The organism is Streptomyces sp. NBC_00249 (assembly GCF_026342355.1).
Lineage (GTDB): Bacteria > Actinomycetota > Actinomycetes > Streptomycetales > Streptomycetaceae > Streptomyces.
The window spans coordinates 449,726-475,032 of the sequence record NZ_JAPEMV010000001.1; the positions used below are offsets into that span (position 1 = coordinate 449,726).

The following is a 25,307-nucleotide window of genomic DNA, read 5'->3' on the forward strand; positions in this document are numbered from 1 at the left end:
AAGGGCCGGGGGTCCCCCTGAGGGAGCTCGGGCGAGCGGGGCCCGGCCCGTAGGGTTCCCGTATGAAGCTACGACTGCCCCGGCGCCGCCGGGACCGCCTGCTCTCCGGCGCCGCCGCCCTCGCGGTGCTGGCGGGCGCCGGGACCTGGACGGCGTCCGCCGCGTCCGGGGACGCCCCGAGGGTGCACCGCCAGGACCAGGTCCTGGAGCTGCCCGGAGCCGGGATCGACACCTCCTACTTCACGGCCGGGGACGACGGCGGGCAGCGGCGGCCCGCCGTGCTCCTCGGGCACGGTTTCGGCGGCAGCAAGGACGACGTCCGCGCCCAGGCGGAACGTCTCGCCCGCGACGGGTACGCCGTCATGACCTGGTCGGCGCGCGGTTTCGGCCGCTCGGGCGGGAAGATCGGCCTGAACGATCCCGAGCACGAGGTCAAGGACGTCTCCGCGCTGGTCGACTGGCTGGCGAAGCGGCCCGAGGTGCGCCTCGACGGGGACGGCGACCCCCGGGTGGGCGTGGCCGGGGCCTCCTACGGCGGGGCCGTCTCGCTGCTGGCCGCCGGGTACGACCGGCGGGTGGACGCGATCGCCCCGCAGATCACGTACTGGAACCTCGCCGACTCCCTCTTCCCGCAGGGCGTCTTCAAGAAGCTGTGGGCGGGGATCTTCTTCACCACGGGCGCGGCGGGCGGCCTCCAGCCGGCGCAGCCGCCGGCGGCCGGGGCCGGGGCCGGTGCGGGCGCGGGTGCGGGCGGTTCCGGTCCGGCCGCACCGGGCTGCGGCCGGTTCGAGCCGCAGCTGTGCGCCATGTACGAGCGGGTCGCGGTGGCGGGAAAGCCCGACGCCGAGGCCCGCGAACTGCTGGAGCGGCGCAGCCCCTCGGCGGTGGGCGACCGGATCAAGGTGCCCACCCTGATCGTGCAGGGGCAGGACGACTCGCTCTTCCCGCTGGACCAGGCCGACGCGATGGCGAAGGCGATCGCCGCGAACGGGGCTCCGGTCTCGGTGGACTGGGCGGCCGGCGGGCACGACGGCGGGATGCGCGACTCCGCCCGGATCGAGTCCCGTGTGACGGCCTGGTTCGACCGCCACCTCAAGGGTGACGGTGCGGTGGACACCGGCCCGGCGTTCCGGGTCTCGCGCTCCGGCGGCATCGACTCCACCGACGGGCGGGTCATGGTGCGCGGCGCGAGCGGGGAGAGCTACCCCGGGCTGACGTCCGCACCGCGCGCCTTCGCGCTGTCCGGCCGGGAGCAGACCTTCGCCAATCCTGCGGGCGGCACCCCGCCGGCCCTGTCCTCGCTGCCCGGGATCGGCGGTCAGCTCGCCTCCTTCGGAGCCGGGTTCGCGCTGGACTTCCCCGGGCAGCACGCCCGGTTCGAGTCGGAGCCGCTGACCGAGGAGGTACGGGTCACCGGCACCCCGACCCTCACCCTGAAGGTGAGGTCGACAGCCGGCGACGGATCGGCGGTGCTGTTCGGCAAGGTGTACGACGTCGCCCCGGACGGGCGGCAGCAGGTGCTGCCGAGCCAGCTGGTCGCGCCGGTACGGGTGGAGGACGCCGGGCAGGGCCGGAGCGTGACGCTGCGGCTCCCGGCGATCGACCACGCCGTGCAGGCCGGGCACCGGCTGCGGCTGGTGGTGGCCGCCACCGACCTCGGCTACGCCTCGCCCGCCGCGCCCGCCTCCTACACGGTCTCGGTGGAGGGGCCGCTCCAGGTGCCCGTCGCCGACGGCGTACGGACGGCGTCCGCCGGCCTGCCCGCCTGGACCTGGGGGCTGCCGCTCGGCGCGCTGGCGCTGGCCGCGGCCCTCCTCGGGATCCGGCGGACCGGCGGGGGCCGCGGGGCGGCGCGGGCGCGCGCACCGCAGCCCGAACCCGCGCTGGCCGACGTACCACTGGACATCACCGGGCTGACGAAGCGCTACGCGAAGGCCCAGGACCGCTACGCCGTGCGGGACCTGTCCTTCCGGGTGGAGAAGGGCCAGGTCCTCGGTCTGCTCGGGCCCAACGGCGCGGGGAAGACCACCACCCTGCGGATGCTGATGGGGCTGATCGCACCGGACGCCGGGGAAGTACGGGTGTTCGGGCACGCGATCCGGCCGGGGTCGCCGGTGCTGTCGCGGGTCGGGGCGTTCGTCGAGGGCGCGGGCTTCCTGCCGCACCTGACGGGCCGCGCCAACCTGGAGCTGTACTGGCAGGCCACGGGCCGGCCCGCCGGGGACGCGCACATGGAGGAGGCCCTGGAGATCGCCGGTCTCGGCGACGCCCTGGAACGCGCGGTGCGCACCTACTCGCAGGGCATGCGCCAGCGCCTGGCCATCGCGCAGGCCATGCTGGGCCTGCCGGACCTGCTGATCCTCGACGAGCCGACGAACGGTCTGGACCCGCCGCAGATCCGGGAGATGCGGGACGTGATGATCCGTTACGCGGCGGGCGGGCGGACGGTCATCGTCTCCAGCCACCTGCTGTCGGAGGTGGAGCAGTCCTGCACCCATCTGGTGGTCATGGACCGCGGCCGGCGGGTCGCGGCGGGCGAGGTCGCCGAGATCACCGGTGGCGGGGACACCCTGCTGGTCACCCTGGACGGGCCGGTGGGCGAGCCGGTCGTCGCGAAGGTCGCCGCCCTGGAGGGGGTCGGCTCCGCGGTGCCCACCGACGACGGTCTGCTCGTCCGGCTGGACGGGGCGAGCCCCGCCGTGCTGATCGCCGAACTCGTACGGCTGGAGGTGCCGGTGTCGGCGGTGGGCCCCCACCGCAGGCTGGAGGACGCCTTCCTCACCCTGATCGGAGGTACGGCGTGAGCGCCGTACAGGAGACCGCGCCCGGCTACCGGGCGAACCGGACGCTGCCGCTGCGCGTGGAGGCGCTGCGGCAGTGGCGCAGGCGCCGGACGCTGGTGATGGCCGGGGTGCTGGCCGCCCTGCCCTTCATCATGATCATCGCGTTCGCGGTGGGCGGCGGCCCGGACGGCGGCCCCGGCGGCCGCGACGGCCGCGACGGCCGCGTCAGCCTGATCGACACGGCGACGGCCTCGGGGGCGAACTTCGCGGCGACCTGCCTGTTCGTGTCGGCCGGTTTCCTGCTGGTGGTGCCGGTGGCGCTGTTCTGCGGGGACACGGTGGCCTCGGAGGCCGGCTGGTCCTCGCTGCGCTACCTGCTGGCCTCGCCGGTGCCGAGGGCGCGGCTGCTGTGGAGCAAGCTGGTGGTGGCGCTGGGGTTCAGCCTGGCGGCGATCGTGCTGCTGCCGGTGGTGGCGCTGGCGGCGGGTACGGCCGCGTACGGGTGGGGGCCGCTGCGGCTGCCGACGGGCGGGGCCCTGGCGGCCGCGGACACGGTGCCGCGGCTCGCGCTGGCCGCCGCTTTCGTCTTCGTGTCGCAGCTGGTCACGGCCGGGCTGGCGTTCTGGCTGTCCACGCGGACCGACGCGCCGCTGGGCGCGGTGGGCGGGGCCGTCGGGCTGACCATCGTGGGCAACGTGCTCGACGCGGTGACCGCGCTGGGCTCGTGGCGGGAGTTCCTTCCCGCGCACTGGCAGTTCGCCTGGGCCGACGCCCTGCAGCCGCAGCTGGAGTGGGGCGGGATGGTCAAGGGCGCGGCGGTGTCGGTGTCGTACGCGGTGGTGCTGTTCGCGCTGGCCTTCCGCGGGTTCTCCCGCAAGGACATCGTGTCCTGACCCGGTGGCGGTGGCCTGACCCGATGCCCTGAACCGGCGTCCTGTACCGGCGTCCTGCTGTACCGCCGTCCTGACCCGTGCCGCCGGTCGGTGCCCGCCCCGGCGGGGTCCTCCTCTCGTGGAGGGCCCCGCCGGGGCGTTCCCGCGTCAGGACGCGGACGGGCGCGCGACGGCGTCGATCTCGGCCAGGAGCTCCGCCTCCAGCGGACGGTCGGCGACGGCCGCGTTGGCGCGTACCTGCTCGGCAGAGGTGGCGCCCGCGATGACGGAGGAGCAGCCGGGCTGGGCGGAGAGCCAGCCGATGGCGAGCTCCAGGACGCTGCGGTCGTACTTCTCGCCGATCGCGGCGAGGGCCTCGACGGTGTCGAGGCGTTCCTCGGTGACGTAGGAGTCGCGGCCTTCGAGGCGGGAGCCGGGCGGTACGGGGGCGCCCCGGCGGATCTTGCCGGTGAGCAGGCCGTTGGCGAGGGGGAAGTACGGCAGGACGCCGACCCCGTAGTGCCGGGCGGCGGGTACCAGTTCGCGTTCGGCGGACCGCTGGAGCAGCGACCATTCGTTCTGCGCGGACACGAAGGGGGCCGCTCCCGTCTCGCGGGCGACGTGGGCGGCCTCGGCGAGCTGCCAGCCGCTGAGGTTGGAGTGCCCGATGTAGCGGACCTTGCCCTCGGTGACGAGCTCGGTGAGCGCGGCGAGGGTCTCGGCCACGGGGGTGGCGGGGTCGGGGCTGTGCAGCTGGTAGAGGTCGATGCGGTCGGTCTCCAGGCGGCGCAGGGAGGCCTCGACGGCGCGCCGGACGTACGCGCGGCCGCCCCGGGATCCGGCGGCGGGGCCGTACCCCATGTCGACGCCGTCGTAGCCGAACTTGGTTGCGAGGACCACCTGGTCGCGGCGGCCCTTGAGGGCCTGGCCGAGGTGGCTCTCGGAACCTCCGGCGCCGCCGTAGATGTCGGCGGTGTCGAGGAGGGTGATGCCCGCGTCGAGGGCCGCGTCGACGACGGCGCGCGTGGCCCCGGCGTCGAGGCGGCCGCCGAAGTTGTTGCAGCCGAGGCCGACGGCGGAGACCTGCAGACCTGAACTGCCCAGGGGGAGATAGCGCATACGGGTTCTTCCTCCACACGTGTCCGGCACATGATCGACGAAGTCGCCAGTCTAGGCACGGCGGTCGAACGGGCGGGGGGCGTTCCCGGTCGATCACGCCGTCGGCGACCGGTTGACGGGATCCGATCGACTCGATCGGATCGATCGTTTCGATGGTCCTTTGCCTATGATGGCGGCAACGACGGACAGACCTCAGGGGGACGACGTGAGAGCACATGTGGACCAGCGGCAGGCGCAGGTCCTCGCGCTCGTGCGGGCGCGGGGCAGCGTGCGCGTGGCGGACCTCGCGCAGGAGCTCGGCATCTCGCCGGTGACCCTGCGCCGGGACGTCGAGGCGATGGCCGCCCGGGGCGAGATCCTGCGGATGCACGGGGTGATCAGCCGGTTGGACGCCCCACGGGCCGGGCAGGCCGCCGGGCCGGCGGCGGGACCGGCGGCCGGGACGGCCTCCGGCGGCGGGGCCGGCGCGGCGGGGCTGGTGGTCGGGATGGTCGTGCCGACCACCGAGTACTACTACGCCGACGTCGTGCGCGGGGCTCGCGAGGTGGTGGAGGCGCGCGGGGCCCGGCTGACCGTGGGGCTGACCCGGTACCTGCCGGGCGAGGACCGGACCCAGGCCGACCGGCTGCTGTCCACCGGGGCGGACGGGCTGCTGCTGACCCCGAACTGGGAGGCCGGGTCGCCCGGTCCCGGGGAGGGGGCGTGGACGGCGGAGCTGCCGGTGCCGACGGTGCTGGTGGAGCGGTGGGCCCCGGCCGGGCATGCGGCGGCCGGGCTGGATCGGGTGGTGTCGGACCACGCGCACGGGGCGGCGCAGGCGGTGCGGCACCTGGTGGACAAGGGGCACCGGCGGATCGCGCTGGCCAGCCAGGAGACCCCGACGACGGCGCGGCTGCGGGCCGGGTACGAGGCGGCGGTGGCCGCGCTGGGGCTGGAGCCGGCCCCGCCGTGGCCGGCGGCCGGGGGGACGGGGGACGGCGGGGCGGCGGGGGGCGAGCCGGCGGGCGGGGGGTCGGTGGGCGGCGGGTCGGTGGCGGACCGTTTCGCCCGGTCCCTGGAGTACCTGTGCGCGGCCGTGACCTCGGGCGGGGTCACCGCCGCGCTGATCCACAGCGACACCGACGCGATCATGCTGATCCCCCGGCTCCAGGCGCGGGGGGTGCGGGTGCCGGAGGACCTGGCCGTGATCACGTACGACGACGAGGTGGCCGGGCTGGCCGACGTACCTCTCTCGGCGGTGGCCCCGGCCAAGCGCGAGGTGGGCGCGCGGGCCGCGGCCCTGCTGCTGGAACGGCTGTCGGCACGGGGCGGCGAGGAGGCGCCGCGCCAGCACCTGGAACTGCTGCCGCGTCTGAAAATTCGCTCATGACGGACGGTTCGGACCCGCTGGACTGATCGATTCGATCGAGTTGTGCGTTCGCTCTTGACGGTGTGCCGGTTCGCACAAAAGATGGGCCGCGTTCTCCCATCCGCCGCCTCGGCGGTCGTCCGTAGGAGCCGCATCATGACGCGCAGCCCCCGTGTCCCCCGCCTCGTCCTCACCGCCTCGGTCGCCTCCCTCGTCCTCCTCGCCACCGCGTGCGGCGGGGAGGCGGAGCCTGCGGCGGGCGGGGCTCCGGGGGCCTCCGGTCAGCCGGTCACCCTCACGTACTGGTCCTCGTCGGCGGGCGCGCAGCAGACGGCGGACGCCTTCAACAAGACGCACCCGGACATCCAGGTGAAGTTCTCGGCGGTACCGGGCGGTCCGGACGGGGCCGCGAAGCTGGCGAACGCCGTCAAGGGCGGGAACGCCCCCGACCTCGCGACGATGGACTACTCGGCGCTCCCCGAGTTCGCGAGCGGCGGCAATCTGGAGGACCTCACCGCGACCTCCGGGAAGCTGGTGTCGGAGAAGTTCCCGGCGGCGGTCCAGTCCCTCGTGAAGCTGGGCGGCCGGACGTGGGCGGTGCCCTTCGACGTCACCCCCCTCGAACTCTTCTACCGCAAGGACATCTTCGAGAAGCACGGGGTGGCCGTGCCGAGGACGTGGGAGGAGTACAAGGCGGCCGGAGAGAAGATCAACAAGGCCGATCCCTCGGTGCGCGTCACCAACTTCGGCGGCGGCGACCCGGCGGTCCTGGCCGGGCTCTCCTGGCAGGCGGGCGCCCGGTGGTACGGAACCGAGGGCGACAAGTGGAAGATCGCCGTCGACGACCCCGCGTCGAGGAGGGTCGCCGAGTACTGGAACGGGCTGATGGCCTCCGGCGTCGCCTCGAAGACCCCGCTGTGGGGTGAGGGCGAGGCCAAGGAGCGCAGCTCGGGGCAGGTCGCGACGGTGATCGGCGCCGCGTGGACGGCGGGCACCTTCCTCGTGAACTACCCGGACCTGAAGGGGAAGTGGGGCATCGCCCCGCTGCCCACGTGGGACGGGAAGCCCGCCACGGGCATGTACGGGGGCACCTCTTACGTCGTGCCGAAGGGCAGCAAGCACACGGTGGCGGCCGCGGAGTTCATCCGCTGGGTCACCACAGAGCCGGAGGCGATACGGGCCCGGCTGAGTTCCCTGAAGGCTCCGAGCAGCGCCCTGCCGGCCAATCCGGAGATGCGGGCGGAGGCGGCGAAGCTGTTCGACGCCTCGTACTTCGAGGGGCAGGACCCGTACGCCGTCGCGGGCGAGGCGGCGGGGACGATCGTGCCCGGCTGGACCTGGGGGCCGGTGCACCTCCAGGTGAGTTCGGCGCAGGGGGCCGCGGGGGCGGACCTGGTCAAGGCCCTGTCGGAGGGTCAGGCGGCCGCGGTGAAGGCCGTCAAGGACCGCGGCCTGGGCCTGGCCGGCTGATGCCGGCCCGCACGCCGCGCACCGGCCTGCCCTCGCCCGCCCTCCCCTCCCCCGGGGCCCGCGCCCTCGCCCGTCCCCGCCGCCCGGCGCGGGCCCCGGCCTTGTTCATGGCCCCGTTCTTCCTCCTCTTCGCGCTCGTCACCGTCGCCCCCGTCGGCTACGCGGCCTACCTCAGCCTCTTCCGCGACGAGCAGTCCGGCCTCGGTTTCGGCGGCACCCGCCGGGTGTTCAGCGGGATCGGGAACTACGCCGAGGCCCTGGCCGATCCCCTCTTCCTCGCCTCGTTCCGGCACATCGCCGTCTACTGCCTCCTCTACATCCCCGTCATGGTCGGCGGAGCCCTCGTCCTGGCCCTGCTCCTCGACTCCGCCCTCGCCCGCGCCAAGCGGTTCTTCCAGATCGCCCTCTACCTCCCGCACGCCGTCCCCGGTCTGATCGCGGCGATGATCTGGCTGTACCTCTACACACCCGGGCTCAGCCCGGTCCTCGAATTCCTCGGCGCCGCCGGTCTGTCCTGGGACTTCTTCGGCCGCGACGAAGCGCTGTTCTCGGTGGTCAACATCTCGGCCTGGCAGTGGACCGGCTACAACATGATCGTCTTCTTCGCCGGGCTCCAGGCCGTCCCCCGCGAGACCCTGGAGGCCGCCACCATGGACGGCGCGGGTGCCATCCGGACGGCCTTCCAGGTCAAGGTGCCGAGCATCCGGCCCACCCTCGTGCTGACCGTGCTGTTCACCTGCGTGGGCGCCGTCCAGCTCTTCGACGCCCCGCAGCTGCTCCAGCTCCGCGCGTCCGGGATGGGGGAGTCGTGGTCCCCGACCATGTACGTCTTCAGCGCCGCGTTCAAGCGCCACGACTACGGGCTGGCCGCCGCGAGCGCGCTGCTCCTCGCCCTCGTGGCGGGGGCCGCCTCGTACGTGGTCACCGCCCTCGGCAACCGTTGGAGGTCCGCGTGAACGCCACCGCGCCGCCCGCCGCACCGGCCCCGGCGCGCACATCCCGCGCCCGCGCACCCCGGAGCCGTCCGCCCGGCACCCGTCGGCCCGGCACCCGTCGGCCCCGTGCCGGTGTCCGCCGCGCCGGGCTCTCCCGGGGCCTGCTCTCCCGGACCGCCGTCAACGCCGCGCTGCTCCTGGTCGCCGCCTACACCCTGATGCCCCTGGCCTGGCTGCTCCTCGCCGCCACCAAGAACCGCCGCGACCTGTTCGCCACCGACCCCTACGCCCCCGGCGAGTTCCACCTCCTCACCAACCTCGCCGAACTCTTCACGTACGACGACGGCATCTTCGGACGCTGGCTCGGCAACAGCCTGCTGTACACGGTGGTGGGCTCGACCCTCTCCGCCCTGATCAGCGTGGCCTGCGGATACGCCTTCCACGCGTACGAGTTCCGGCACAAGGAGGCCCTCTTCGCGGTCGTCCTCGCCGGCGTCCTGGTCCCCGCCACCGTGCTCCAGCTCCCGCTCTACCTGATGGCCTCGGCCACCGGCACCGTGAACACCTACGGCGCGTACCTGGTCCCGGCCCTCGTGAACCCCTTCGGGGTCTACCTGGCCCGGGTGTTCGCCGAGGGGTACGTCCCCGACGAGGTGCTGGCCGCGGCCCGGGTCGACGGGGCGGGTGAACTGCGGGTCTTCACCCACGTGTCGTTCCCCATGCTGTGGCCGGGCTTTGTGACGATCTTCCTGTTCACCTTCACGGCCATCTGGAACAACTTCTACGGCGCTCTGACCATGCTGAACGACCAGCGGCTCTACCCTGTCAGCCTCGGCCTGTTCATGTGGAACCGCAGTGTCTACCAGCAGCCCGAGCTGTACCCCCTGGTGATCACCGGTTCGCTCGTCGCCGTCGTCCCGCTCGTGCTGGCCTTCCTCGGCCTCCAGCGGTTCTGGCGTTCGGGTCTCACCGCAGGAGCCGTCAAGTGACCCACCTCCACTCCTCCCGGCCCGCCACGGTGCTGGCGATGAGTCCCGGAACCCGGGCCGCCGTCCTGGGCACCCGTGTCCTGCCCGAACTGCTGCGCGTCGCCGACGTGGACCCCGACCTGCTGGTCACCGACTTCGGCCGGGTGGATCCCGAGCTGGGCGGGCGGCTGGCCCGCGCCGAGGTGCTGTTCACCGGCTGGGGGTGCCCGCCCGTGGACGCGGAGGCCCTGCGCCGGATGCCGCGGCTGCGCGCGGTGGTCCACGCCGCGGGCAGCGTCAAGCAGCACGTGACCGAGGCCTGCTGGGAGCGCGGGCTGCTGGTGTCCAGCGCGGCGGCCGCCAACGCCCTGCCGGTCGCGGAGTACACGCTCGCCGCGATCCTGTTCGCCAACAAGCGCGTACTGCAGTCCGCGCACGCCTACCGCGCCGCGCGCGGCCCGATCGACCTGCTGGAGCGCTATCCGGAGGTCGGCAACTACCGGCGTACGGTCGGGGTCGTCGGCGCCTCCCTGATCGGCCGGCGCGTCCTGGAGCTGCTGCGCCCCTTCGACCTGCGGGTGCTCGTGCACGATCCGTACGCCGATCCGGGCGAGCTCGCGGCGCTCGGCGGTGAGGCCTGCGCCCTGGACGAACTGCTGCGCCGGAGCGACGTGGTGAGCCTGCACGCGCCCGCGCTGCCGCAGACCCGGCACCTGCTGGACGCGTCCCGGCTGGCGCTGATGCCGGACGGTGCGACCCTCGTCAACACCGCGCGGGGCTCGCTCGTCGACACGGTGGCGCTGACCGAGGAGCTGGTCGCGGGGCGGCTGCACGCGGTGCTCGACCACACCGAGCCCGAGGTGCTGCCCGCGACGTCACCGCTGTTCAACCTGCCCAACGTCCTGCTCACCCCGCATGTGGCCGGTTCGCTGGGCGGGGAGCTGGAGCGGCTGGCGGCGGCAGCCGTCGCGGAGCTGGAGCGGTACGCCCGCGGCCTCGGCTTCCGCCACCGCGTCGACCCGGCCCGCCTGGCCTACTCCGCCTGACGGCCCGGGGCGACCAGCCGCTCCAGATGCTCCCGGCCCCGGGTGAGCAGGCCCGCCGGGTCGGCGGCCGCCGGGTACCAGCGTCTCTCGTACTCCCAGCACAGCCAGCCCCCCGCCGGGGCCTGGGCCACCGCCTCGGCGAGCGGCAGCACTCCGGCGCCGAGCCCGAGCGGGGTCAGCTCCCGCGCGGACGCCACGTCCTTGACCTGGAGGTATCCCAGATGGTCCGCGAGGCTCCGGCGCGACGCTTCGGGTGTCTCACCTGCCAGCCAGGTGTGCAGTACGTCCCACAGCGCGCCCGCGCCCCGATGGCCGACGGCGTCGAGGACGCGGGCGGTGTCCGCCGCGGTGCGGTGCGAGTCGTGGGTCTCCAGCAGGATCCGCACCCCGTGGCGTTCGGCGAAGGGGGCGGCCTCCCGCAGCCGGCGCACGGCGTTGGCGTCGGCCTCGGCGGCCGGCAAGGTGCCGCCGCCGGGGAAGACCCGTGCGTACGGGGCTTCGAGGTCGGCGGCGAGCCGGACCAGCTCGCGCAGCTCGGCGAGGACGGGGCCGTCCTCGCCGGGGGCCGCGACCCGGGCGTAGCCCGCCACACCGAGGACGGTGGCACCGGCGGCGGTGACGGCGCGCAGTCCCGCCGCCCGGTCCGCCGCGGTGCTGCCCGGATGCAGGGGTTCCTCGGGGTGGGCCCGCAGTTCGAGGCCGTGGTAGCCGTGCCCGGCCGCCAGTGCGGCGCTGTCGGCGAGCGGGGTGCCGGGCAGGCCGAGGGTGGAGAAGGCGTACCTCATCGTCTCCTCCGCCCGGCCGGTGGCGGTGCGGTGGAGGCGCGCACCATGAGCTCGGTGGGCAGGGTGGTGATGCCGCCGGGGGGCGTGGCCCGGCGGCCGGTCACCAGCTGGGCGGCGAGGGTGCCCGCCTCGCGCAGCGGTACCCGGACCGTGGTGAGGGCGGGGGCGGTGTCGGCGCAGAAGGGCAGGTCGTCGAAGCCCGCGACGGAGACGTCCTCGGGGATCCGCAGGCCCTGTTCGCGCAGGGCGGCGGCCACGCCCGTGGCGACGGTGTCGTTGGCGGCGGCGACCGCGGTGAAGGGCTTGCCCCGGCGCAGCAGTTCGCGGGCTGCGTCATAGCCGGCGGAGCGCTCGAACCCTGCGTGCAGGGTGAGCGGGGCGCAGGCGTCGGCCAGCACGGGGTCGTGCCGCCGCAGGGCGGCGCGGTGCCCGGAGAGCCGCTCCCGGCTGGTGCTCAGTCCGGGCGGGCCGGCGACGTAGGCGATGCGGCGGTGCCCGAGCGTCAGGAGGTGTTCGGCGAGGCGGAAGGCGCCGCCGTGGTCGTCGAACACGAGGGTGGCGACGGGGAGTCCGGCGGGCAGGGGCAGCGGTGGCCGCCCGCACAGCACCACGGGCGCTCCGGTGCCCGCTATCCGGGCGGTCCTGGCGGCCAGGGCGGCGGTGTGGCCGGGGTCCTCGACGGCGCCGCCGGTGAGGACGATGCCTCCGGCGCGCTGGCCTTCGAGGAGGGTGAGGTAGGCGATCTCGGCGGCCGGGGACCCCCCAGTGTTGCAGACCACGGCCAGCCGGCGCGGCTCGGCGTGCCCGGTGGGGTCGAGGGCGCTCTGCACGGAGCCGGCGAGGATGCCGAAGAAGCTGTCGGCGACGTCGTGGACGAGGACGCCGACGAGGTCGGAGGTGGCCGCGGCGAGCGCGCGGGCCGGGCCGTTGGCGATGTAGCCGAGCTCCTCGACGGCCTGTTCGACGCGGGTGCGGGTGCCCCCGGCCACCGGGTACCCGCCGTTGAGCACGCGCGAGACCGTGGCGGGCGACACGCCCGCGTGCGCCGCCACTTCGGCGAGAGTGACCGCCATCCCGAACCCCTCCTCCTGGTGTGTGGAACTCCATAGTGCCCGATGGGGAAAGCGCTTTCTATCACCCGAACGTGTCTTGCAGGGATGAGATTTCGAGGCCTAGCCTGAACGCATGGAAAGCGCTTTCTATCGAGCGTCTTCCGGTCCGTGTGAACGGACGACGCCGAAGACCGAAGGAGGGACACCGTGGAGCGCAGGACGATCAGGATCGCCATGAACGGCGTGACGGGCCGGATGGGTTACCGCCAGCACCTGGTCCGGTCCCTGCTGGCCCTGCGCGAGCAGGGCGGGCTGGACCTCGGCGACGGGACGGTGCTGTGGCCCGAACCGGTGCTGGTCGGGCGCCGGGAGGCGGCCCTGCGGTCCATCGCCGAACGGCACGGCCTGGAGCACTTCTCCACCGACCTGACGGCGGTGCTCGCCGATCCGGAGGTGGAGGTCTACTTCGACGCCCAGGTGACCGGCGCCCGCGAGGCGGCGGTCCGTCAGGCCGTCGCCGCGGGCAAGCACGTGTACTGCGAGAAGCCGACCGCCCTGACCTTCGCCGCTTCGCTGGAGCTGGCCCGGCTGGCGGACCGGGCCGGGGTCAAGCACGGCGTGGTGCAGGACAAACTGTTCCTGCCGGGCCTGCTGAAGCTGAGACGGCTGATCGAGGGCGGCTTCTTCGGCGAGATACTTTCCGTGCGCGGCGAGTTCGGCTACTGGGTCTTCGAAGGTGACCGGCAGCCCGCGCAGCGGCCCTCCTGGAACTACCGGGCGCAGGACGGCGGTGGCATCGTCGCCGACATGTTCCCGCACTGGGAGTACCTGCTGCACGAGCTGTTCGGCCGGGTCCGCTCGGTGCAGGCCCTCACCCGCACGCACATCGGCCGCCGCTGGGACGAGGAGGGCAAGCCGTACGAGGCCACCGCGGACGACGCGGCCTACGGGATCTTCGAGCTGGAGGGCGGGGCGGTCGCCCAGATCAACTCCTCCTGGGCGGTGCGGGTGCACCGCGACGAGCTGGTGGAGTTCCAGGTGGACGGGACGCTCGGTTCGGCGGTGGCGGGACTGCGCGGGTGCCGGATCCAGCACCGGGCGGCGACACCGAAGCCCGTGTGGAATCCGGATCTCGCGCAGAGCGAGCCCTTCCGCGCCCAGTGGCAGGAGGTACCGGACAACAACCCTGCGGACAACGGCTTCAAGGCCCAGTGGGAGCTCTTCCTGCGGCACGTCGTCCGGGACGAGCCCTGGCGGTGGGATCTGCTGGCCGGGGCGCGCGGCGTGCAGCTGGCCGCTCTGGGTCTGCGCTCCTCGGCCGAGGGCCGGCGCCTGCCGGTGCCGGAGGTGACCCTGTGAGCGGGATCCTGCTTCCCTCGGCGGACGGAAGGCTGCGCCGGTACCGGCCGTCCACGGCGCCGCTCGGGCCGTTCGCCTGCCGCCCGGCCCGCAGCCGGGTCCTGTACGCGGCGGCGCATGTGGTCGCCGACCCGCTGGCCGCGTCGGCCGAGGCCGGGCCGTCGGTCGACTGGGAGGCCACGCTCGCCTTCCGCCGCCGGCTCTGGGCGCAGGGTCTGGGGGTCGCGGAGGCCATGGACACCGCCCAGCGCGGGATGGGCCTGGACTGGCCGACGGCGGCGGAGCTGATCCGCCGCTCCGCGGCCGAGGCCCGCGCGGTGGACGGCCGGATCGTGTGCGGCGCCGGGACGGACCAGCTGCCCGCCGGGCGGGCGCACTCCCTCGCCGCGATCACCGCCGCGTACGAGGAGCAGCTCGCGCATGCCGAGGGGTGCGGGGCGGGGGCGGTGCTGATGGCGTCCCGCGCGCTGGCGGCGGCCGCCCGGGGCCCCGAGGACTACCTGGAGGTGTACGGGGCGCTGCTGCGGCAGAGCGAGCGGCCGGTGGTCCTGCACTGGCTGGGGCCGGTGTTCGATCCGGAGCTGGCCGGTTACTGGGGGCACGAGGATCCCGGGGAGGCGGCGGAGGTCCTCCTGAAGCTGGTCTCGGAGTACCCGCGGAAGGTGGACGGGATCAAGGTCTCGCTGCTGGACGCGGAGTTGGAGATCGGCCTGCGGCGCCGGCTGCCGACGGGTGTGCGCTGCTACACGGGCGACGACCACCACTATCCGCAGCTGATCGCCGGGGACGGGGAGCGGGTGGGTGACGCCCTGCTGGGGATCTTCGACCCGATCGCGCCGATCGCGGCGCGTGCGGCGCAGGCCCTGGACCGGGAGGATCCGGCGGGCTTCAGGGCGCTGCTGGATCCGACGGTGGAGCTGTCGCGGCACCTGTTCGCCGCGCCGACCCGCCACTACAAGACGGGGGTGGTGCTGCTGGCCTGGCTGGCGGGGTACCAGGAGCACTTCGCGATGGTGGGCGGGATGCAGTCGGCGCGCTCGCTGCCCCATCTGGCGACGGCGTACGAACTGGCCGACGGGCTCGGGCTGTTCCCCGACCCGGAGCGTGCGGCGGGCAGGATGCGCGAGCTGCTCTCGGTGTACGGGGTGGCCGCGTGAGCGGGCCGACGGCGCCGGTCCGCCTCAGCCTCAACCAGGAGACGGTCCGCCAGTGGTCGCTGCCCGAGCTGGTGGCCGGGTGCGCCGAGGCCGGGGTGGGCGCGGTCGGGCTGTGGCGTGAGCCCGTCGGGCGGTTCGGGGTGCGGCGGACGGCGGAGCTGGTCGCCGGCGCAGGGCTCAAGGTCAGTTCGCTGTGCCGGGGCGGCTTCTTCACGGCCGCCGATCCGGCGGGGCGGGCGGCCGCGCTGGAGGACAACCGGCGGGCGGTGGAGGAGGCGGCCGAACTCGGCGCGGACACCCTGGTCCTGGTGTCGGGCGGGCTGGCCGGGGGCGAGCGGGACCTCGCCGAGGCGCGGCGCCGGATCGCCGGTGTCCTGGGCGAGCTGGCGCCGTGGGCGGCGGGGCACGGGGTGCGGCTGGGGATCGAGCCGCTGCACCCGATGTTCGCGGCGGACCGCTGTGTGGTCTCCACCCTGGGTCAGGCGCTGGACCTGGCCGAGCAGTTCCCCGCCGAGCAGGTCGGGGTGGTCGCCGACTCCTACCACCTGTGGTGGGACGACGCCCTGGCCGTCGGGCTGGCCAGGGCCGGAGCTGGCGGGCGGATCGTGTCCGTGCAGGTCGCGGACTGGGTGACCCCGCTGCCCGAGGGCGTGCTGCTGGGCCGGGGCCAGTTGGGCGACGGATGCGTCGACCTGCGGGCGTTCCGGGGGCTCGCCGACGCGGCGGGCTACCGGGGGCCGGTGGAGGTGGAGATCTTCCATCCGGGGCTGTGGGCCCGGGACGGCTCGGAGGTGCTGCGGGAGGTGATCGAGCGCTACCGCGAACACGTCGAGTGAGACGGGACAGGCCTGTAGGGACCGGAACGGATCGGAAAGGGAGAATGTGATGACGCACCTGTGGAGCCGGCGTGCCTTCCTCTCCGTCGCGGGCGGGGGTGCGCTGCTGGCCGGCACGCCTCCGGCCGGGGCGGACGCCGGGCCGGCGCACGGCGCGGGTGAGGTCCATGACGCGATGCGCGCGGTGTGGCGGGGGCTGCTCCTGGGCGGCGGGTTCTCCGCGACGGCCGAGCCGTTCCGCTCGCGGCTGGCCGAGCTCGGGCAGGAGGCGGGCGGCTGGGCCGCGGCGATGGCTCCGGCGCCCGGTTCCCTCTGGCCGGACCAGGACTTCACCACGGACCCCGAGATGATGGCGCAGAGCTTCTACCGGCTGCGGACCATGGCCGAGGCCTACGTCCGCGAGGGCACCGGGCTCACGGGGGACGCCGCCCTCCTCTCGGCGCTGCTGAGGGGCCTGGACCATCTGCACACGCGGGTGTACCACGCGGGCCAGGTGCGGTACGGGAACTGGTACTGCTGGCAGATCGGTGCCCCGCAGGCCCTGCTGGACGTGTGCGTCCTGTTGTACGAGGAGCTGTCCGCGGCCCGGCGGGCCGAGTACTGCGCGGCCGTCGACCATTTCGTGCCGGACTCCGCCGTCGCCTCGTACAGCGGGACCAGCACCGGCGCCAACCGGGTCGACCTGTGCAGGGTCCTGGCCCTGCGCGGGGTGGTCGGCGCGGATCCGGCGAAGACGGCCCTGGCCCGGGACGCGCTCGCGCCGGTCTTCCCGTACGTCACCAGCGGCGACGGGCTCTACCGGGACGGGTCGTTCGTGCAGCACACGTGGGTGCCGTACACGGGGACGTACGGGGCGGTCCTGCTGGGCGGGCTGGGGCTGCTGTTCGCCCTGCTGCGGGGGACGCCCTGGCAGGTCACGGATCCTGCGGCGCGGATCGTCCTGGACGCCGTGGAGGGGGCCTGGGCGCCCTTCCTGTTCAACGGGCTGGTGATGGACGCGGTGTCCGGGCGGGCGGTCAGCCGTGGCCTGACGGCCTCGGACCCCCGCCGGATCCAGGCCGACGACCACACCCGGGGACACGCGGTCCTGGCCGGGATCCTGCTGCTCGCGGAGGGGGCGGGCGAGGCCGAGCGGGCCCGCTGGCGGGGGCTGGTGAAGGGCTGGTCGGCGCGGGACTACTACAGCCGTCCCCTGGCCGACCGTACGCTCGGCCTGTCCTCGCTGGCCCGGCTTGCGGAGGTCGAGGCCGACAGCTCGGTGGGCGCGCTGCCCGAGCCCGTCGGGCACCGGCTGTTCTCCTCGATGGACCGGGCCACGCACCGGCGCCCGCAGTGGGCGGCCTCGCTTTCCATGGCCTCCCGGCGCATCGCCCACTACGAGACGGGCAACGGTGAGAACCTGCGGGGGTGGCACACCGGCAGCGGAATGCTCGTCTGGTGGGGTTCCTCCTACGGCAACGGCCAGTACTCGGACGCCTTCTGGCCCACGGTCGACCCGTACCGGCTGCCGGGCACCACCGTGGCGCGCAAGGCCCTGGCCGACGGAGCCGGCGGCGACTGGGGCGCCTCCCGGCCGGATGCCGTCTGGGTGGGCGGGACGACCGACGGGGAGTTCGCCTCGGTGGGCCAGCACCTGCGCGGGCTGGGCAGTACCCTCCAGGCCCGCAAGTCCTGGTTCTTCCTCGCGGACACGATCCTGTGTCTGGGGGCGGGGATCCGCGCCTCGGACGGGGTGGCGGTCGAGTCGGTCGTCGACAACCGCAACCTGGGCGCGTCCGGCACCCATGCGCTGACCGTGGGCGGCGTCGTCCAGCCTGCCGTACCGGGCTGGTCCGCGGCGTTCCCCGCCCCCGGCTGGGCGCACCTGGCGGGCTTCGGCGGGTACGTGCTCCACGGTCCCGGCGCCTTCAGGGCGTTGCGGGAGGCGCGCACCGGCCGGTGGAGCGAGGTGAACCGGGGCGGTTCCACGACCGCGCTGACCCGGCGCTACCTGACCCTCTGGTACGACCACGGGACGGACCCGTCCGGCGCCGGGTACGCCTACCAGATGCTGCCCGGGGCCACGGCGGAGCGGACCGCCGCACGGGCCGCGACGCCGGGGTGGCACAGCGTGCTCACCAACACGGAGGCCGTCCAGGGGGTGTCGGTGCCCTCCCTGGGCTTCACCGGCGCCAACTTCTGGCGGGCGGCGGTCGCGGGCCCGCTGGAGGCGAACGCCCCGTGCTCGGTGACGGTCCGGGAGAGGGCCGACGGTACGGCCACGGTGTGCGTGGCCGACCCGGCGCGCGCCCTGACCGCGCTGACCCTGCTGTGGGACCGTCCCGTGGAGCAGGTGCTGTCCGGGCCGCCGAGCCTGCTCTCGACGGCCACGGGCTCCCGGCTGCGGCTCGGTTTCGGGAACCTCACCAGCACCGCCGGGGCGGGCCAGGAGGTGGTGGTGCGACTGGGCTGAGCGTGGGCGCGCGGCGGGGGTCAGGCCTGGTAGTCGTAGGTCATGCCGATGCCCAGGGTGCCCTGCGAGGGGAGAAGGCCGGTGGCGACGACGTCGAGGACGGGAGGCAGCAGCAGTTCGGCGAGGCGGCTCGTCTCCGGGCGGGTCAGCGCGGACCAGGGGGCGGTGGCGAGTTCGTCGGTGAGCCGTTCCACCGCGGTGTGCAGCGCGAGTCCGTCCGCCGTGGCGGCGCCGTCCTCGTCGAGCAGCTTCCGGGCGACGAGCCGCCCGCGGGCCTCGCTCCACTCCTGCGGGGACCACTGGCGGCTCTCGAACACCTCGGCCGGGGCGGCCCCGGCTCCGGAGTGCAGGACCAGGGCCTCGACCGGGTCCAGGTGGTGGGCCTGGAGGGCGGCGAGGTGGCCGTCGCCGCGGTGCTCGCGCAGGATCGTGGCGGCGTGCCAGAGCACGGTGTGCGGGGCCTCGGGCCAGGTCAGCGCGGCGTTGGCGGCGGCGAGCGGCCGGCCGGCGGTGGGGGCGGCCTCGGCGGCGCGCCGGGCGAGCCGGGCGGCCTCGGCGAGTTCCGGGGAGTCGGCGCGCGGGCCGAGGAGGGTGCGCAGGGCGCGGTCGGTGGCGGCGGCGCGGGCCTCGAGGACCCGGGCCGGCGGGGCGGTGCGCCAGGTCTCCGTGACGTAGCGCTCCACCATCGGCGGGGCGAAGGAGTAGAAGAGCGCGCCGACGAGCCCGGGCGAGGCCGCTCCGAGCGGGGCGGCGCGGAAGGAGAAGTACAGGGGCCAGCGTTCGTCGGTCGCGTGCCCGAGGGAGGCAGCCTCCTCGTAGGACTCGGGGGCGTAGTAGAGGATCGCGTGGAGGGGCTCCAGCAGCTGCCACAGCTGTCGGGCCGTGCTCAACTCGTGGGTCTCGCCGGCCGGTGTTCCGTACGTCATCTTCCGCTCCCCCGTGTCCAGTTGGCGATCTCCTGTGCGAGAGGAAGCATAGGCGGCGGCATGCCGGGCGCGCCCGATGGCGGGGCCTGTACGGGAGGGGCGGGTGAGGTCGCACAGCGTGCCGGGCGTCGAAGGCCCGGGCAGGCGGCGTTTCCCCGCCGTCGCGACGGGGGCGGCCGCGGCGGCCGGCTGCGCGGGCGGCGGGGGCGGGGCGTGAGCGGCCCGTCCGAGGGCCGGGCGGTTCACCGTCGGCGCCGGACGTCAAGGCCGAGAACGCCCGGCCCGGGAACGCCGACTGGCAGGTGACCAGGGCCGGTGCGTCCCGTGCCGTCGCGGGCGGGGCGGCGGTGTTCATGACGGGCACGATGCGCTGGGGCGAGGCCCTCGGCGCCTCCGGCGACGGGCGGGTCGGCGCGAACCGCGGCCTGGACCCCCGCTCCGGCGCGCTGACCACCCGGGCGACGGAGAACCTGCTGCGGGTCTTCGCGGCGGGCCCGGCGGGCTGGACGTACCCGCCGCAGGACAACGTCGCGGCGGGTACGGGGGCCGTGAGGGCGGGTACCGGGAGGGCGGGACTCGGGGAGGGATGGAGGGATATCCGTGGACCTCACCCGGTTGGGCTGTTTAGGATCACATGACGGCATCGCGTGTCGGTCACCGACCGGGTGAGGCATGGAGGTGTCCGTGACGTGCCTTGCGGAGGCATTCACCCATGGCAGTACAGCTGAACCACACGATCGTCCACTCCCGTGACAACCGGGAGTCCGCCGAGTTCCTGGCGCACATCCTCGGTCTGGAGGTCGGCCCCGAATGGGGGCCGTTCATCCCCGTGTCCACCGACAACGGGGTCACCCTGGACTTCGCGACCATCCCGGCCGAGTCCATCGCCGTGCAGCACTACGCGTTCCTGATCTCCGAGGAAGAGTTCGACTCGGCCTTCCAGAAGATCCGGTCGGCGGGCGTCGAGTACTTCGCCGACCCGCACCGCAAGCAGCCCGGCGAGATCAACCACAACGACGGCGGCCGCGGGGTCTACTTCCTGGACCCCACCGGCCACGCGATGGAGATCATCACCCGCCCGTACGGCGGCTAGCGACACCATCCCGAACCACCCCAAGGGCCCGCACCCCCTGGCGGTTTCTAGGGGTCGTTGCAACACGTGGTCGGTTTGATCAGGCCGCGAGGAGTTTATGCAGGCGCTCGGCTGGGGTTTCCCAGTCGAGCGTTTTGCGTGGGCGACCGTTGAGCTGGGCTGCGACGGCGTCGAGGCGGTCGCGGGTGTGGACGGCCAGGTTGGTGCCCTTGGGGAAGTACTGCCGCAGCAGTCCGTTGGTGTTCTCGTTGGAGCCGCGCTGCCAGGGGCTGGCCGGGTCGCAGAAGTAGACCGGGACGTCGGTGGCGGTGGTGAAGGAGCGGTGTGAGGCCATCTCGGAGCCCTGGTCCCAGGTCAGGGACCGCTTGAGGTGGGAGGGCAGGGCCTGGACCGTGGCGATGAGCGCGTCGCGGACGTGTTCGGCGCTGCGGCCGTCGGGCAGGTGCAGGAGCATGACGTAGCGGGTGGCGCGTTCGACGAGCGTGCCGATCGCCGAACTGCCGTCCTTGCCGATGATCAGATCGCCCTCCCAGTGACCGGGCACGGCCCGGTCTGCCGCTTCTGCGGGCCGCTCGCTGATCATGACCATCGGGTCGGTGAAGCGGGGCTGGCGGGAGTTCGCCTGGCGCTGCGGTCTGCGGCGGGCGCGGCCACTGCGCAGGGCGCCGGCGAGCTCGCGGCGTAGCTCTCCGCGTCCTTGGACGTAGAGAGCCTGGTAGACGGTCTCGTGGACCACGTGCATCTCCGGCCGGTCGGGAAAGGTTCTGCGCAGAGCCTGGCAGATCTGTTCCGGGCTCCACCGCTGGTCCAGGCCGGCCTGGACTGCTGCCCGCAGTTCGGGGTTCCGGCCGGTCTTGGACGGCTTGGGGCGCGGACGGCGGGCATCGGCGCGGGCCTGGACGGCGTGGGGCCGGTACTGCCCGCTGCCGGGGTGCCGGTTGCGGCGGACCTCCCGGCTGACGGTGGAGGGACTGCGGCCCAGTTCCGCCGCGATCGCGCGGATGGTGGCCTTCTCCCGCAGCCGGTCGGCGATGTGGATGCGATCGGCCTCGCACAGGTAGCGCGAGGAAACGGGAGGCGGCACCACCGCGTGTATCGGTGATGCCGCCTTGTTCCCGCCGGACGGATTGCGTCCGTTGCGCCAGCGTCTACCGGTCTTCGGGTTGATCCCGACGATCCGGCACGCTTCCTTGTTGTTCAGTCCCTGCCGCATGAGCTGGGAGTATGCCGCCCGCTCCGCAGAGAGCTTCTTGGCTCCCTGCGGCTTACGGTCGACCCGGACATCGAAGTCCATCGCACCCCTTGAGCTGGGGTGTTGCAACAACTCCTAGAACCCAAGATGCGCCGCGGGCCTTTGTCACACCCCGCGCACCCCCCCCGCTGGACAGATAGTCTGTGCGCAGATAATCTATGGACACATCATTTGGCCGAAGAAGGAGACCCCCATGTGGGACTACGAGCACAGCGTCGAGACCACCGCCACCCCCGGGGCGATCTGGCGACTGTGGGCCGACGTGGAGAACTGGGCCGACTGGAACGCCGAGATCGAGAAGATCGAGATCGACGGCCCCTTCGCACCGGGCACCCGGATCACCATGACCCCGCCCGGGGACGACCCGGTGGAACTGACCCTCGCCGAGGTCCGCGAGGACGCGCTCTTCGTCGACGAGGCCCGGTTCGGTGACCTGCTGCTGCGCACCAGCCACCGGATCGACGCACTCGGTCCGGAGCTGACCCGGGTGACCTACCGGATGGAGATCTCCGGCGCGGGCTCGGACCAGGCCGGACCGGAGATCGGCCCGGCCATCACGGCCGACTGGCCGGACACCATGGCGGCGCTGGCGAAGCTGGCAGCGCGCTGATGCCGCTGAGCCCCGGCGACAGCCCCGGCTTCCTGCTCTGGCACGCCACCCTGCGCTGGCAGCGGGAGATCGCCTCGGCCCTCGCCCCGCTCGGTCTCACCCACGTGCAGTTCGTGCTGCTGGCCTGCGCCTGGTGGCTCAACTCCCAGGGCGAGCACCCCAACCAGCTGGCCCTCGCCCGCCAGGCCGGTACCGACGTCAAGATGACCTCGCAGGTCCTGCGCGCCCTGGAGCAGAAGGGCCTGGTGGAGCGGGAGGTCGACCCGAACGACACGCGGGCCAAGCGGCTGCGCGTGACGGCCGCCGGGGCCGAACTGGCGCCCCGGGCGATCGCCGCCGTGGAGGAGGCCGACGCCCGGTTCTTCCTCCCGGTCCCGGTCGACGAGGCCGTCACCCTGCTCAGGCGCCTGGCCCGGCCCGGGGACTGACGCCTACGGCAGGTAGACGATGTTCGGGGCGCCCGTGGTGGGGTGCGGAGAGATGTGGGTGCGCACCCCGTACACCCGCGCCAGCAGGTCCTCGGTGAGGACCTCGCCCGGCGGCCCGTCCGCCGCGACCCGGCCGCCCGACAGTACGTACAGCCGGTCGCAGAAGGACGCGGCCAGGTTGAGGTCGTGCAGCACGAGCAGGGCGGTGGCGGGCAGGTCGCGGACCAGGCCGAGGATCTCCAGCTGGTAGCGGATGTCCAGGTGGTTGGTCGGCTCGTCGAGGGCGAGCAGGCCCGGTTCCTGGACGAGGGCGCGGGCCACCAGCGCGCGCTGCCGCTCGCCGCCGGAGAGCTCGTCGAAGCGGCGGCCCGCGAAGGCGGCCACGCCGACCGTCTCCAGGGCTTCGGCGACGCGGCGCGCGTCGTCCGGGCCGTCCTGTTCCCAGAACCGCTTGTGCGGGCTGCGGCCCATGGCGACGACCTCGCGGACCGTCAGCCCGAAGGTGCCGGCCGCGTCCTGCGGGACGACGGCGACCCGCCGGGCGCGCTCCTTGACCCCGAGCGCGCCGGCGTCGGCCCCGTCGAGCAGCACCCGTCCGGCGGTGGGCCGCAGGGTGCCGTAGACGCAGCGCAGCAGGGTGGTCTTGCCGCTGCCGTTGGGGCCGACGACACCGACCGTCTCGCCCGGCCGGGCGGTGAGGCCGATCCCGTGCAGCAGCGTGAGCCCGTCGGTCTCGTAACGGACGGCCTCGACGGCGAGTTCCAGCGGACGGCCCGTCATCCGGGGACTCCTTCGGCCCGGGTGGACCTGCGCAGCATCCACAGGAAGAACGGCCCGCCGACCAGCGCGGTGACCACGCCGACCGGTATCTCCTCGGGCGCGGCGGCCGTACGGGCGAGCAGGTCGGCGAGGGTCAGGAACACCGCCCCGCCCAGCGCGGCCACCGGCAGCACCGCACGGTGCCCGGCGCCCACCACCATCCGGGCGGCGTGCGGAACCATCAGCCCCACGAAGCCGATCGCCCCGCTGTAGGCCACCAGCACCCCGATGACGAGGGAGGCCAGGACGAAGACGGCGGCCCGGAAGCGTCCGGTGTCCAGGCCCAGGGTGCGCGCCCCTTCCTCTCCCGCGAGCAGCAGGTCCAGCGGCCGGGCGAGGGCGACGAGCAGGCCGCTGCCCAGGAGCAGCGCGGCGGCCGGGAGGGCGAGTTCGTCCCAGCGGGCGCCGCCGAGTCCGCCCAGGGTCCAGAACAGCACGGAACGGATCTGGTCGGGGTGCGCGGACAGCACCAGCACCAGGCTGGTGAGGGCGGACAGGATGTACTGGACAGCGACCCCGGCCAGGATGAGCCGGCCGGTGGTCATGGTCCCGCCGCGCCGGGCCATCGCGTAGACGGCGACGAGCGCGGCCATGGAGCCTGCGAAGGCGGCCAGCGGCAGTCCGGCCCCGCCCGCGATCTGGGCGGCGCCCGCGCCGAAGACGATGACCAGGACCGCTCCCGTCGAGGCGCCCGAGGAGGCGCCCAGCAGGAAGGGGTCGGCCAACTGGTTGCGTACGAGGGCCTGGAGCACGGTGCCCGTGACCGCGAGGCCCGCGCCGACGACCGCCCCGAGCAGGACGCGCGGCATCCGTACGTCCCACACGATGGAGTGGAACGCCCCGCGCCCGCTGCCCGGCGACGCCGTCGGCGAGGGTCCGGCGAGCACGATGTCGAGCACCCGTCCGGGGGCGATCCGTACGGGTCCCAGGGCGAGCCCGGCGACCGCGGAGGCTGCCAGCGCGGCGCCGAGGAGGGCGAGGACGGCCGCCGTACGGCGCCGGCTCACGCGGCGTCGGGGTGCAGCTGGCGGCCCAGGGACTCGACGGCGTCGGCGACGCGCACACCGAGCACGGCGGAGGACAGCGGGAGCACGACGAACCGCTGGTTCCTGATCGCGGGAACCTGCGCCAGCGCCGGATCGTTCAACAGGCGCTGCTTCTTGGCCTCGACGGAGGTGCCGCCGTAGTCGTAGATGAGGACGACCTCGGGCCTCCGCTCGATGACCTTCTCCCACGACACGTCGCCGAAGGTGTCCTGGAGGTCGGCGAACACGTTCGTCCCCCCGGCGAGGGAGACGATCTCGTTGCCGATGCCCTGGCCGCCGGAGGTGAAGGCGGAGGCCTCGCCGGAGTCGTAGACGAAGACGGCCGGCCGGGCCCTGTCCTTGACCCGGGCGGTGACGGCGTCGACACGACGCTGCTCGTCCTCGACGAGGGCGGCGCCGCGCTCGGGCACGCCGAAGGTCCGGGCCACCTCGGTGATCTCGGTCTTCAGCTGGGCGAGTCCGACCGGGCCCTGGGTGCAGTACTCCACGCTCAGCCGGGAGTTGATCCCGGCCTTGGCCAGACCTTCCCGGTCGCGTCCCTGCCCCTTGTCGAAGGCGCTGGAGTATCCCCCGTAGACGAAGTCGGGGTCGGCGCCGAGGAGGACCTCCTTGGAGGGGTACTCCTTCGCCAGCACCTTGATCCGGTCGTAGGCGGGCCGGTAGGCGGGCAGCACGGAGTCGTCGAGGTAGGCCGTACCGGCCATCCGGTCCTCCAGCCCGAGGGCGAGCATGATCTCGGTGGCGTGCTGGTTCATGGTGACGGCGCGCTCGGGCGGGGCCTGGTAGGTGGCGCTGACACCGCAGTTGGTGACGGTGTACGGGAACCCGGGCGCGGCCTTCGCGGCGCCGCCGGGCCGGTCGTCCGCCCCGGAGGAGCCGGTGCACGCGGCGAGCGGTATCAGGAGGGTGAGCGGGAGGACGGTGCGCAGGGCTGCGCGGGAACGCGACATG

Annotated in this window: 22 protein-coding genes; 14 read left to right on the top strand and 8 right to left on the bottom strand. The window is 74.1% G+C overall.

Annotation, left to right across the window (positions count from 1 at the left end; genetic code table 11):
• The first annotated feature begins 62 nt into the window (after positions 1–62).
• Positions 63–2,804, top strand: coding sequence for an alpha/beta fold hydrolase (locus OOK31_RS02100; RefSeq protein ID WP_267010576.1), 2,742 nt, complete (start codon positions 63–65; stop codon positions 2,802–2,804).
• The gene (locus OOK31_RS02105; protein WP_267010577.1) at positions 2,801–3,676 is read left to right on the top strand and encodes an ABC transporter permease; all 876 of its coding nucleotides are present in this window, start codon (positions 2,801–2,803) and stop codon (positions 3,674–3,676) included. Before OOK31_RS02100 ends, OOK31_RS02105 begins: the two co-directional genes overlap by 4 nt.
• A gap of 147 nt (positions 3,677–3,823) precedes the next feature.
• Here OOK31_RS02105 and OOK31_RS02110 read toward each other — a convergent pair whose 3' ends face one another.
• A complete protein-coding gene (locus OOK31_RS02110) occupies positions 3,824–4,774 on the bottom strand; it encodes an aldo/keto reductase (RefSeq protein WP_267010578.1) in 951 nt (316 codons plus the stop codon).
• Between the two features lie 205 nt (positions 4,775–4,979).
• Here OOK31_RS02110 and OOK31_RS02115 point away from each other — a divergent pair, with 205 nt between their 5' ends.
• The 5 genes from OOK31_RS02115 to OOK31_RS02135 all read left to right on the top strand — a co-directional run bounded on the left by OOK31_RS02115 (position 4,980) and on the right by OOK31_RS02135 (position 10,541).
• Positions 4,980–6,143 (top strand): LacI family DNA-binding transcriptional regulator, encoded by a 1,164-nt coding sequence (locus tag OOK31_RS02115; protein WP_267010579.1) that lies wholly within the window; start codon positions 4,980–4,982, stop codon positions 6,141–6,143.
• A 135-nt stretch (positions 6,144–6,278) separates the two neighbouring features.
• Positions 6,279–7,592, top strand: a complete 1,314-nt coding sequence (locus OOK31_RS02120) for a sugar ABC transporter substrate-binding protein (protein WP_267010580.1) — start codon at positions 6,279–6,281, stop codon at positions 7,590–7,592.
• Between the two features lie 107 nt (positions 7,593–7,699).
• Entirely contained in the window at positions 7,700–8,548 is an 849-nt protein-coding gene (locus OOK31_RS02125; protein ID WP_267011802.1) for a carbohydrate ABC transporter permease, read from the top strand.
• Between the two features lie 197 nt (positions 8,549–8,745).
• A complete protein-coding gene (locus OOK31_RS02130) occupies positions 8,746–9,516 on the top strand; it encodes a carbohydrate ABC transporter permease (protein WP_267011803.1) in 771 nt (256 codons plus the stop codon).
• Between the two features lie 38 nt (positions 9,517–9,554).
• Positions 9,555–10,541: a hydroxyacid dehydrogenase gene (locus OOK31_RS02135; protein ID WP_267011804.1), complete on the top strand. Its 987-nt coding sequence runs from the start codon at positions 9,555–9,557 to the stop codon at positions 10,539–10,541.
• Here the strand turns inward: OOK31_RS02135 and OOK31_RS02140 are convergent.
• The gene (locus tag OOK31_RS02140) at positions 10,529–11,326 is read right to left on the bottom strand and encodes a sugar phosphate isomerase/epimerase (RefSeq protein ID WP_267010581.1); all 798 of its coding nucleotides are present in this window, start codon (positions 11,324–11,326) and stop codon (positions 10,529–10,531) included. The genes OOK31_RS02135 and OOK31_RS02140 overlap by 13 nt on opposite strands.
• Complete coding sequence (locus OOK31_RS02145; RefSeq protein ID WP_267010582.1) at positions 11,323–12,399, bottom strand: LacI family DNA-binding transcriptional regulator; 1,077 nt, start codon at positions 12,397–12,399, stop codon at positions 11,323–11,325. The genes OOK31_RS02140 and OOK31_RS02145 overlap by 4 nt, the downstream gene beginning before the upstream one ends.
• 186 nt (positions 12,400–12,585) lie before the next feature.
• On the opposite strand from OOK31_RS02145, the gene OOK31_RS02150 reads away from it, so the two are divergent.
• The 4 genes from OOK31_RS02150 to OOK31_RS02165 are packed head-to-tail and all read left to right on the top strand — an operon-like array spanning position 12,586 to position 18,182.
• Positions 12,586–13,737 carry a Gfo/Idh/MocA family protein gene (locus OOK31_RS02150; RefSeq protein WP_267010583.1) on the top strand — a complete coding sequence of 384 codons (1,152 nt, stop codon included), beginning with the start codon at positions 12,586–12,588 and terminating at the stop codon, positions 13,735–13,737.
• Positions 13,734–14,894, top strand: a complete 1,161-nt coding sequence (locus tag OOK31_RS02155; RefSeq protein ID WP_267010584.1) for a dihydrodipicolinate synthase family protein — start codon at positions 13,734–13,736, stop codon at positions 14,892–14,894. Before OOK31_RS02150 ends, OOK31_RS02155 begins: the two co-directional genes overlap by 4 nt.
• Positions 14,891–15,730: a sugar phosphate isomerase/epimerase gene (locus OOK31_RS02160; RefSeq protein ID WP_267010585.1), complete on the top strand. Its 840-nt coding sequence runs from the start codon at positions 14,891–14,893 to the stop codon at positions 15,728–15,730. The genes OOK31_RS02155 and OOK31_RS02160 overlap by 4 nt, the downstream gene beginning before the upstream one ends.
• A 49-nt stretch (positions 15,731–15,779) precedes the next feature.
• Entirely contained in the window at positions 15,780–18,182 is a 2,403-nt protein-coding gene (locus OOK31_RS02165; protein ID WP_267010586.1) for a polysaccharide lyase 8 family protein, read from the top strand.
• 20 nt (positions 18,183–18,202) lie between these two features.
• Here OOK31_RS02165 and OOK31_RS02170 read toward each other — a convergent pair whose 3' ends face one another.
• On the bottom strand, positions 18,203–19,108 hold the full coding sequence (locus OOK31_RS02170; RefSeq protein ID WP_267010587.1) for a hypothetical protein: 906 nt from the start codon (positions 19,106–19,108) through the stop codon (positions 18,203–18,205).
• A 712-nt stretch (positions 19,109–19,820) separates the two neighbouring features.
• Here OOK31_RS02170 and OOK31_RS02180 point away from each other — a divergent pair.
• Positions 19,821–20,201, top strand: coding sequence for a VOC family protein (locus OOK31_RS02180; RefSeq protein WP_267010588.1), 381 nt, complete (start codon positions 19,821–19,823; stop codon positions 20,199–20,201).
• A 79-nt stretch (positions 20,202–20,280) separates the two neighbouring features.
• On the opposite strand, the gene OOK31_RS02185 is transcribed toward OOK31_RS02180, so the two are convergent.
• Positions 20,281–21,495 (bottom strand): IS30 family transposase, encoded by a 1,215-nt coding sequence (locus tag OOK31_RS02185; RefSeq protein WP_267010589.1) that lies wholly within the window; start codon positions 21,493–21,495, stop codon positions 20,281–20,283.
• Between the two features lie 151 nt (positions 21,496–21,646).
• Between OOK31_RS02185 and OOK31_RS02190 the strand changes: the two genes are divergently transcribed.
• Positions 21,647–22,063, top strand: coding sequence for an SRPBCC family protein (locus OOK31_RS02190; RefSeq protein ID WP_267010590.1), 417 nt, complete (start codon positions 21,647–21,649; stop codon positions 22,061–22,063).
• The gene (locus OOK31_RS02195; protein ID WP_267010591.1) at positions 22,063–22,491 is read left to right on the top strand and encodes a MarR family winged helix-turn-helix transcriptional regulator; all 429 of its coding nucleotides are present in this window, start codon (positions 22,063–22,065) and stop codon (positions 22,489–22,491) included. Before OOK31_RS02190 ends, OOK31_RS02195 begins: the two co-directional genes overlap by 1 nt.
• Before the next feature lie 3 nt (positions 22,492–22,494).
• On the opposite strand, the gene OOK31_RS02200 is transcribed toward OOK31_RS02195, so the two are convergent.
• From OOK31_RS02200 to OOK31_RS02210, 3 genes are read right to left on the bottom strand one after another with little or no spacing between them, the layout of a single operon-like run.
• A complete protein-coding gene (locus OOK31_RS02200) occupies positions 22,495–23,271 on the bottom strand; it encodes an ABC transporter ATP-binding protein (RefSeq protein ID WP_267010592.1) in 777 nt (258 codons plus the stop codon).
• Positions 23,268–24,317, bottom strand: coding sequence for an iron ABC transporter permease (locus tag OOK31_RS02205; RefSeq protein WP_267010593.1), 1,050 nt, complete (start codon positions 24,315–24,317; stop codon positions 23,268–23,270). Before OOK31_RS02205 ends, OOK31_RS02200 begins: the two co-directional genes overlap by 4 nt.
• The gene (locus tag OOK31_RS02210) at positions 24,314–25,306 is read right to left on the bottom strand and encodes an ABC transporter substrate-binding protein (RefSeq protein WP_267010594.1); all 993 of its coding nucleotides are present in this window, start codon (positions 25,304–25,306) and stop codon (positions 24,314–24,316) included. The genes OOK31_RS02205 and OOK31_RS02210 overlap by 4 nt, the downstream gene beginning before the upstream one ends.
• Position 25,307: the final 1 nt, after the last annotated feature.

Bases quoted from the DNA above. Each gene is read 5' to 3' on its own strand.
- OOK31_RS02110 (WP_267010578.1), bottom strand. From the start codon at position 4,774: ATGCGCTATCTCCCCCTGGGCAGTTCAGGTCTGCAGGTCTCCGCCGTC.
- OOK31_RS02100 (WP_267010576.1), top strand. From the start codon at position 63: ATGAAGCTACGACTGCCCCGGCGCCGCCGGGACCGCCTGCTCTCCGGC.
- OOK31_RS02165 (WP_267010586.1), top strand. From the start codon at position 15,780: ATGACGCACCTGTGGAGCCGGCGTGCCTTCCTCTCCGTCGCGGGCGGG.
- OOK31_RS02130 (WP_267011803.1), top strand. From the start codon at position 8,746: ATGCCCCTGGCCTGGCTGCTCCTCGCCGCCACCAAGAACCGCCGCGAC.
- OOK31_RS02210 (WP_267010594.1), bottom strand. From the start codon at position 25,306: ATGTCGCGTTCCCGCGCAGCCCTGCGCACCGTCCTCCCGCTCACCCTC.
- OOK31_RS02200 (WP_267010592.1), bottom strand. From the start codon at position 23,271: ATGACGGGCCGTCCGCTGGAACTCGCCGTCGAGGCCGTCCGTTACGAG.
- OOK31_RS02190 (WP_267010590.1), top strand. From the start codon at position 21,647: ATGTGGGACTACGAGCACAGCGTCGAGACCACCGCCACCCCCGGGGCG.
- OOK31_RS02145 (WP_267010582.1), bottom strand. From the start codon at position 12,399: ATGGCGGTCACTCTCGCCGAAGTGGCGGCGCACGCGGGCGTGTCGCCC.
- OOK31_RS02140 (WP_267010581.1), bottom strand. From the start codon at position 11,326: ATGAGGTACGCCTTCTCCACCCTCGGCCTGCCCGGCACCCCGCTCGCC.
- OOK31_RS02180 (WP_267010588.1), top strand. From the start codon at position 19,821: ATGGCAGTACAGCTGAACCACACGATCGTCCACTCCCGTGACAACCGG.
- OOK31_RS02185 (WP_267010589.1), bottom strand. From the start codon at position 21,495: ATGGACTTCGATGTCCGGGTCGACCGTAAGCCGCAGGGAGCCAAGAAG.
- OOK31_RS02195 (WP_267010591.1), top strand. From the start codon at position 22,063: ATGCCGCTGAGCCCCGGCGACAGCCCCGGCTTCCTGCTCTGGCACGCC.
- OOK31_RS02125 (WP_267011802.1), top strand. From the start codon at position 7,700: ATGGCCCCGTTCTTCCTCCTCTTCGCGCTCGTCACCGTCGCCCCCGTC.
- OOK31_RS02135 (WP_267011804.1), top strand. From the start codon at position 9,555: ATGAGTCCCGGAACCCGGGCCGCCGTCCTGGGCACCCGTGTCCTGCCC.
- OOK31_RS02120 (WP_267010580.1), top strand. From the start codon at position 6,279: ATGACGCGCAGCCCCCGTGTCCCCCGCCTCGTCCTCACCGCCTCGGTC.
- OOK31_RS02170 (WP_267010587.1), bottom strand. From the start codon at position 19,108: ATGACGTACGGAACACCGGCCGGCGAGACCCACGAGTTGAGCACGGCC.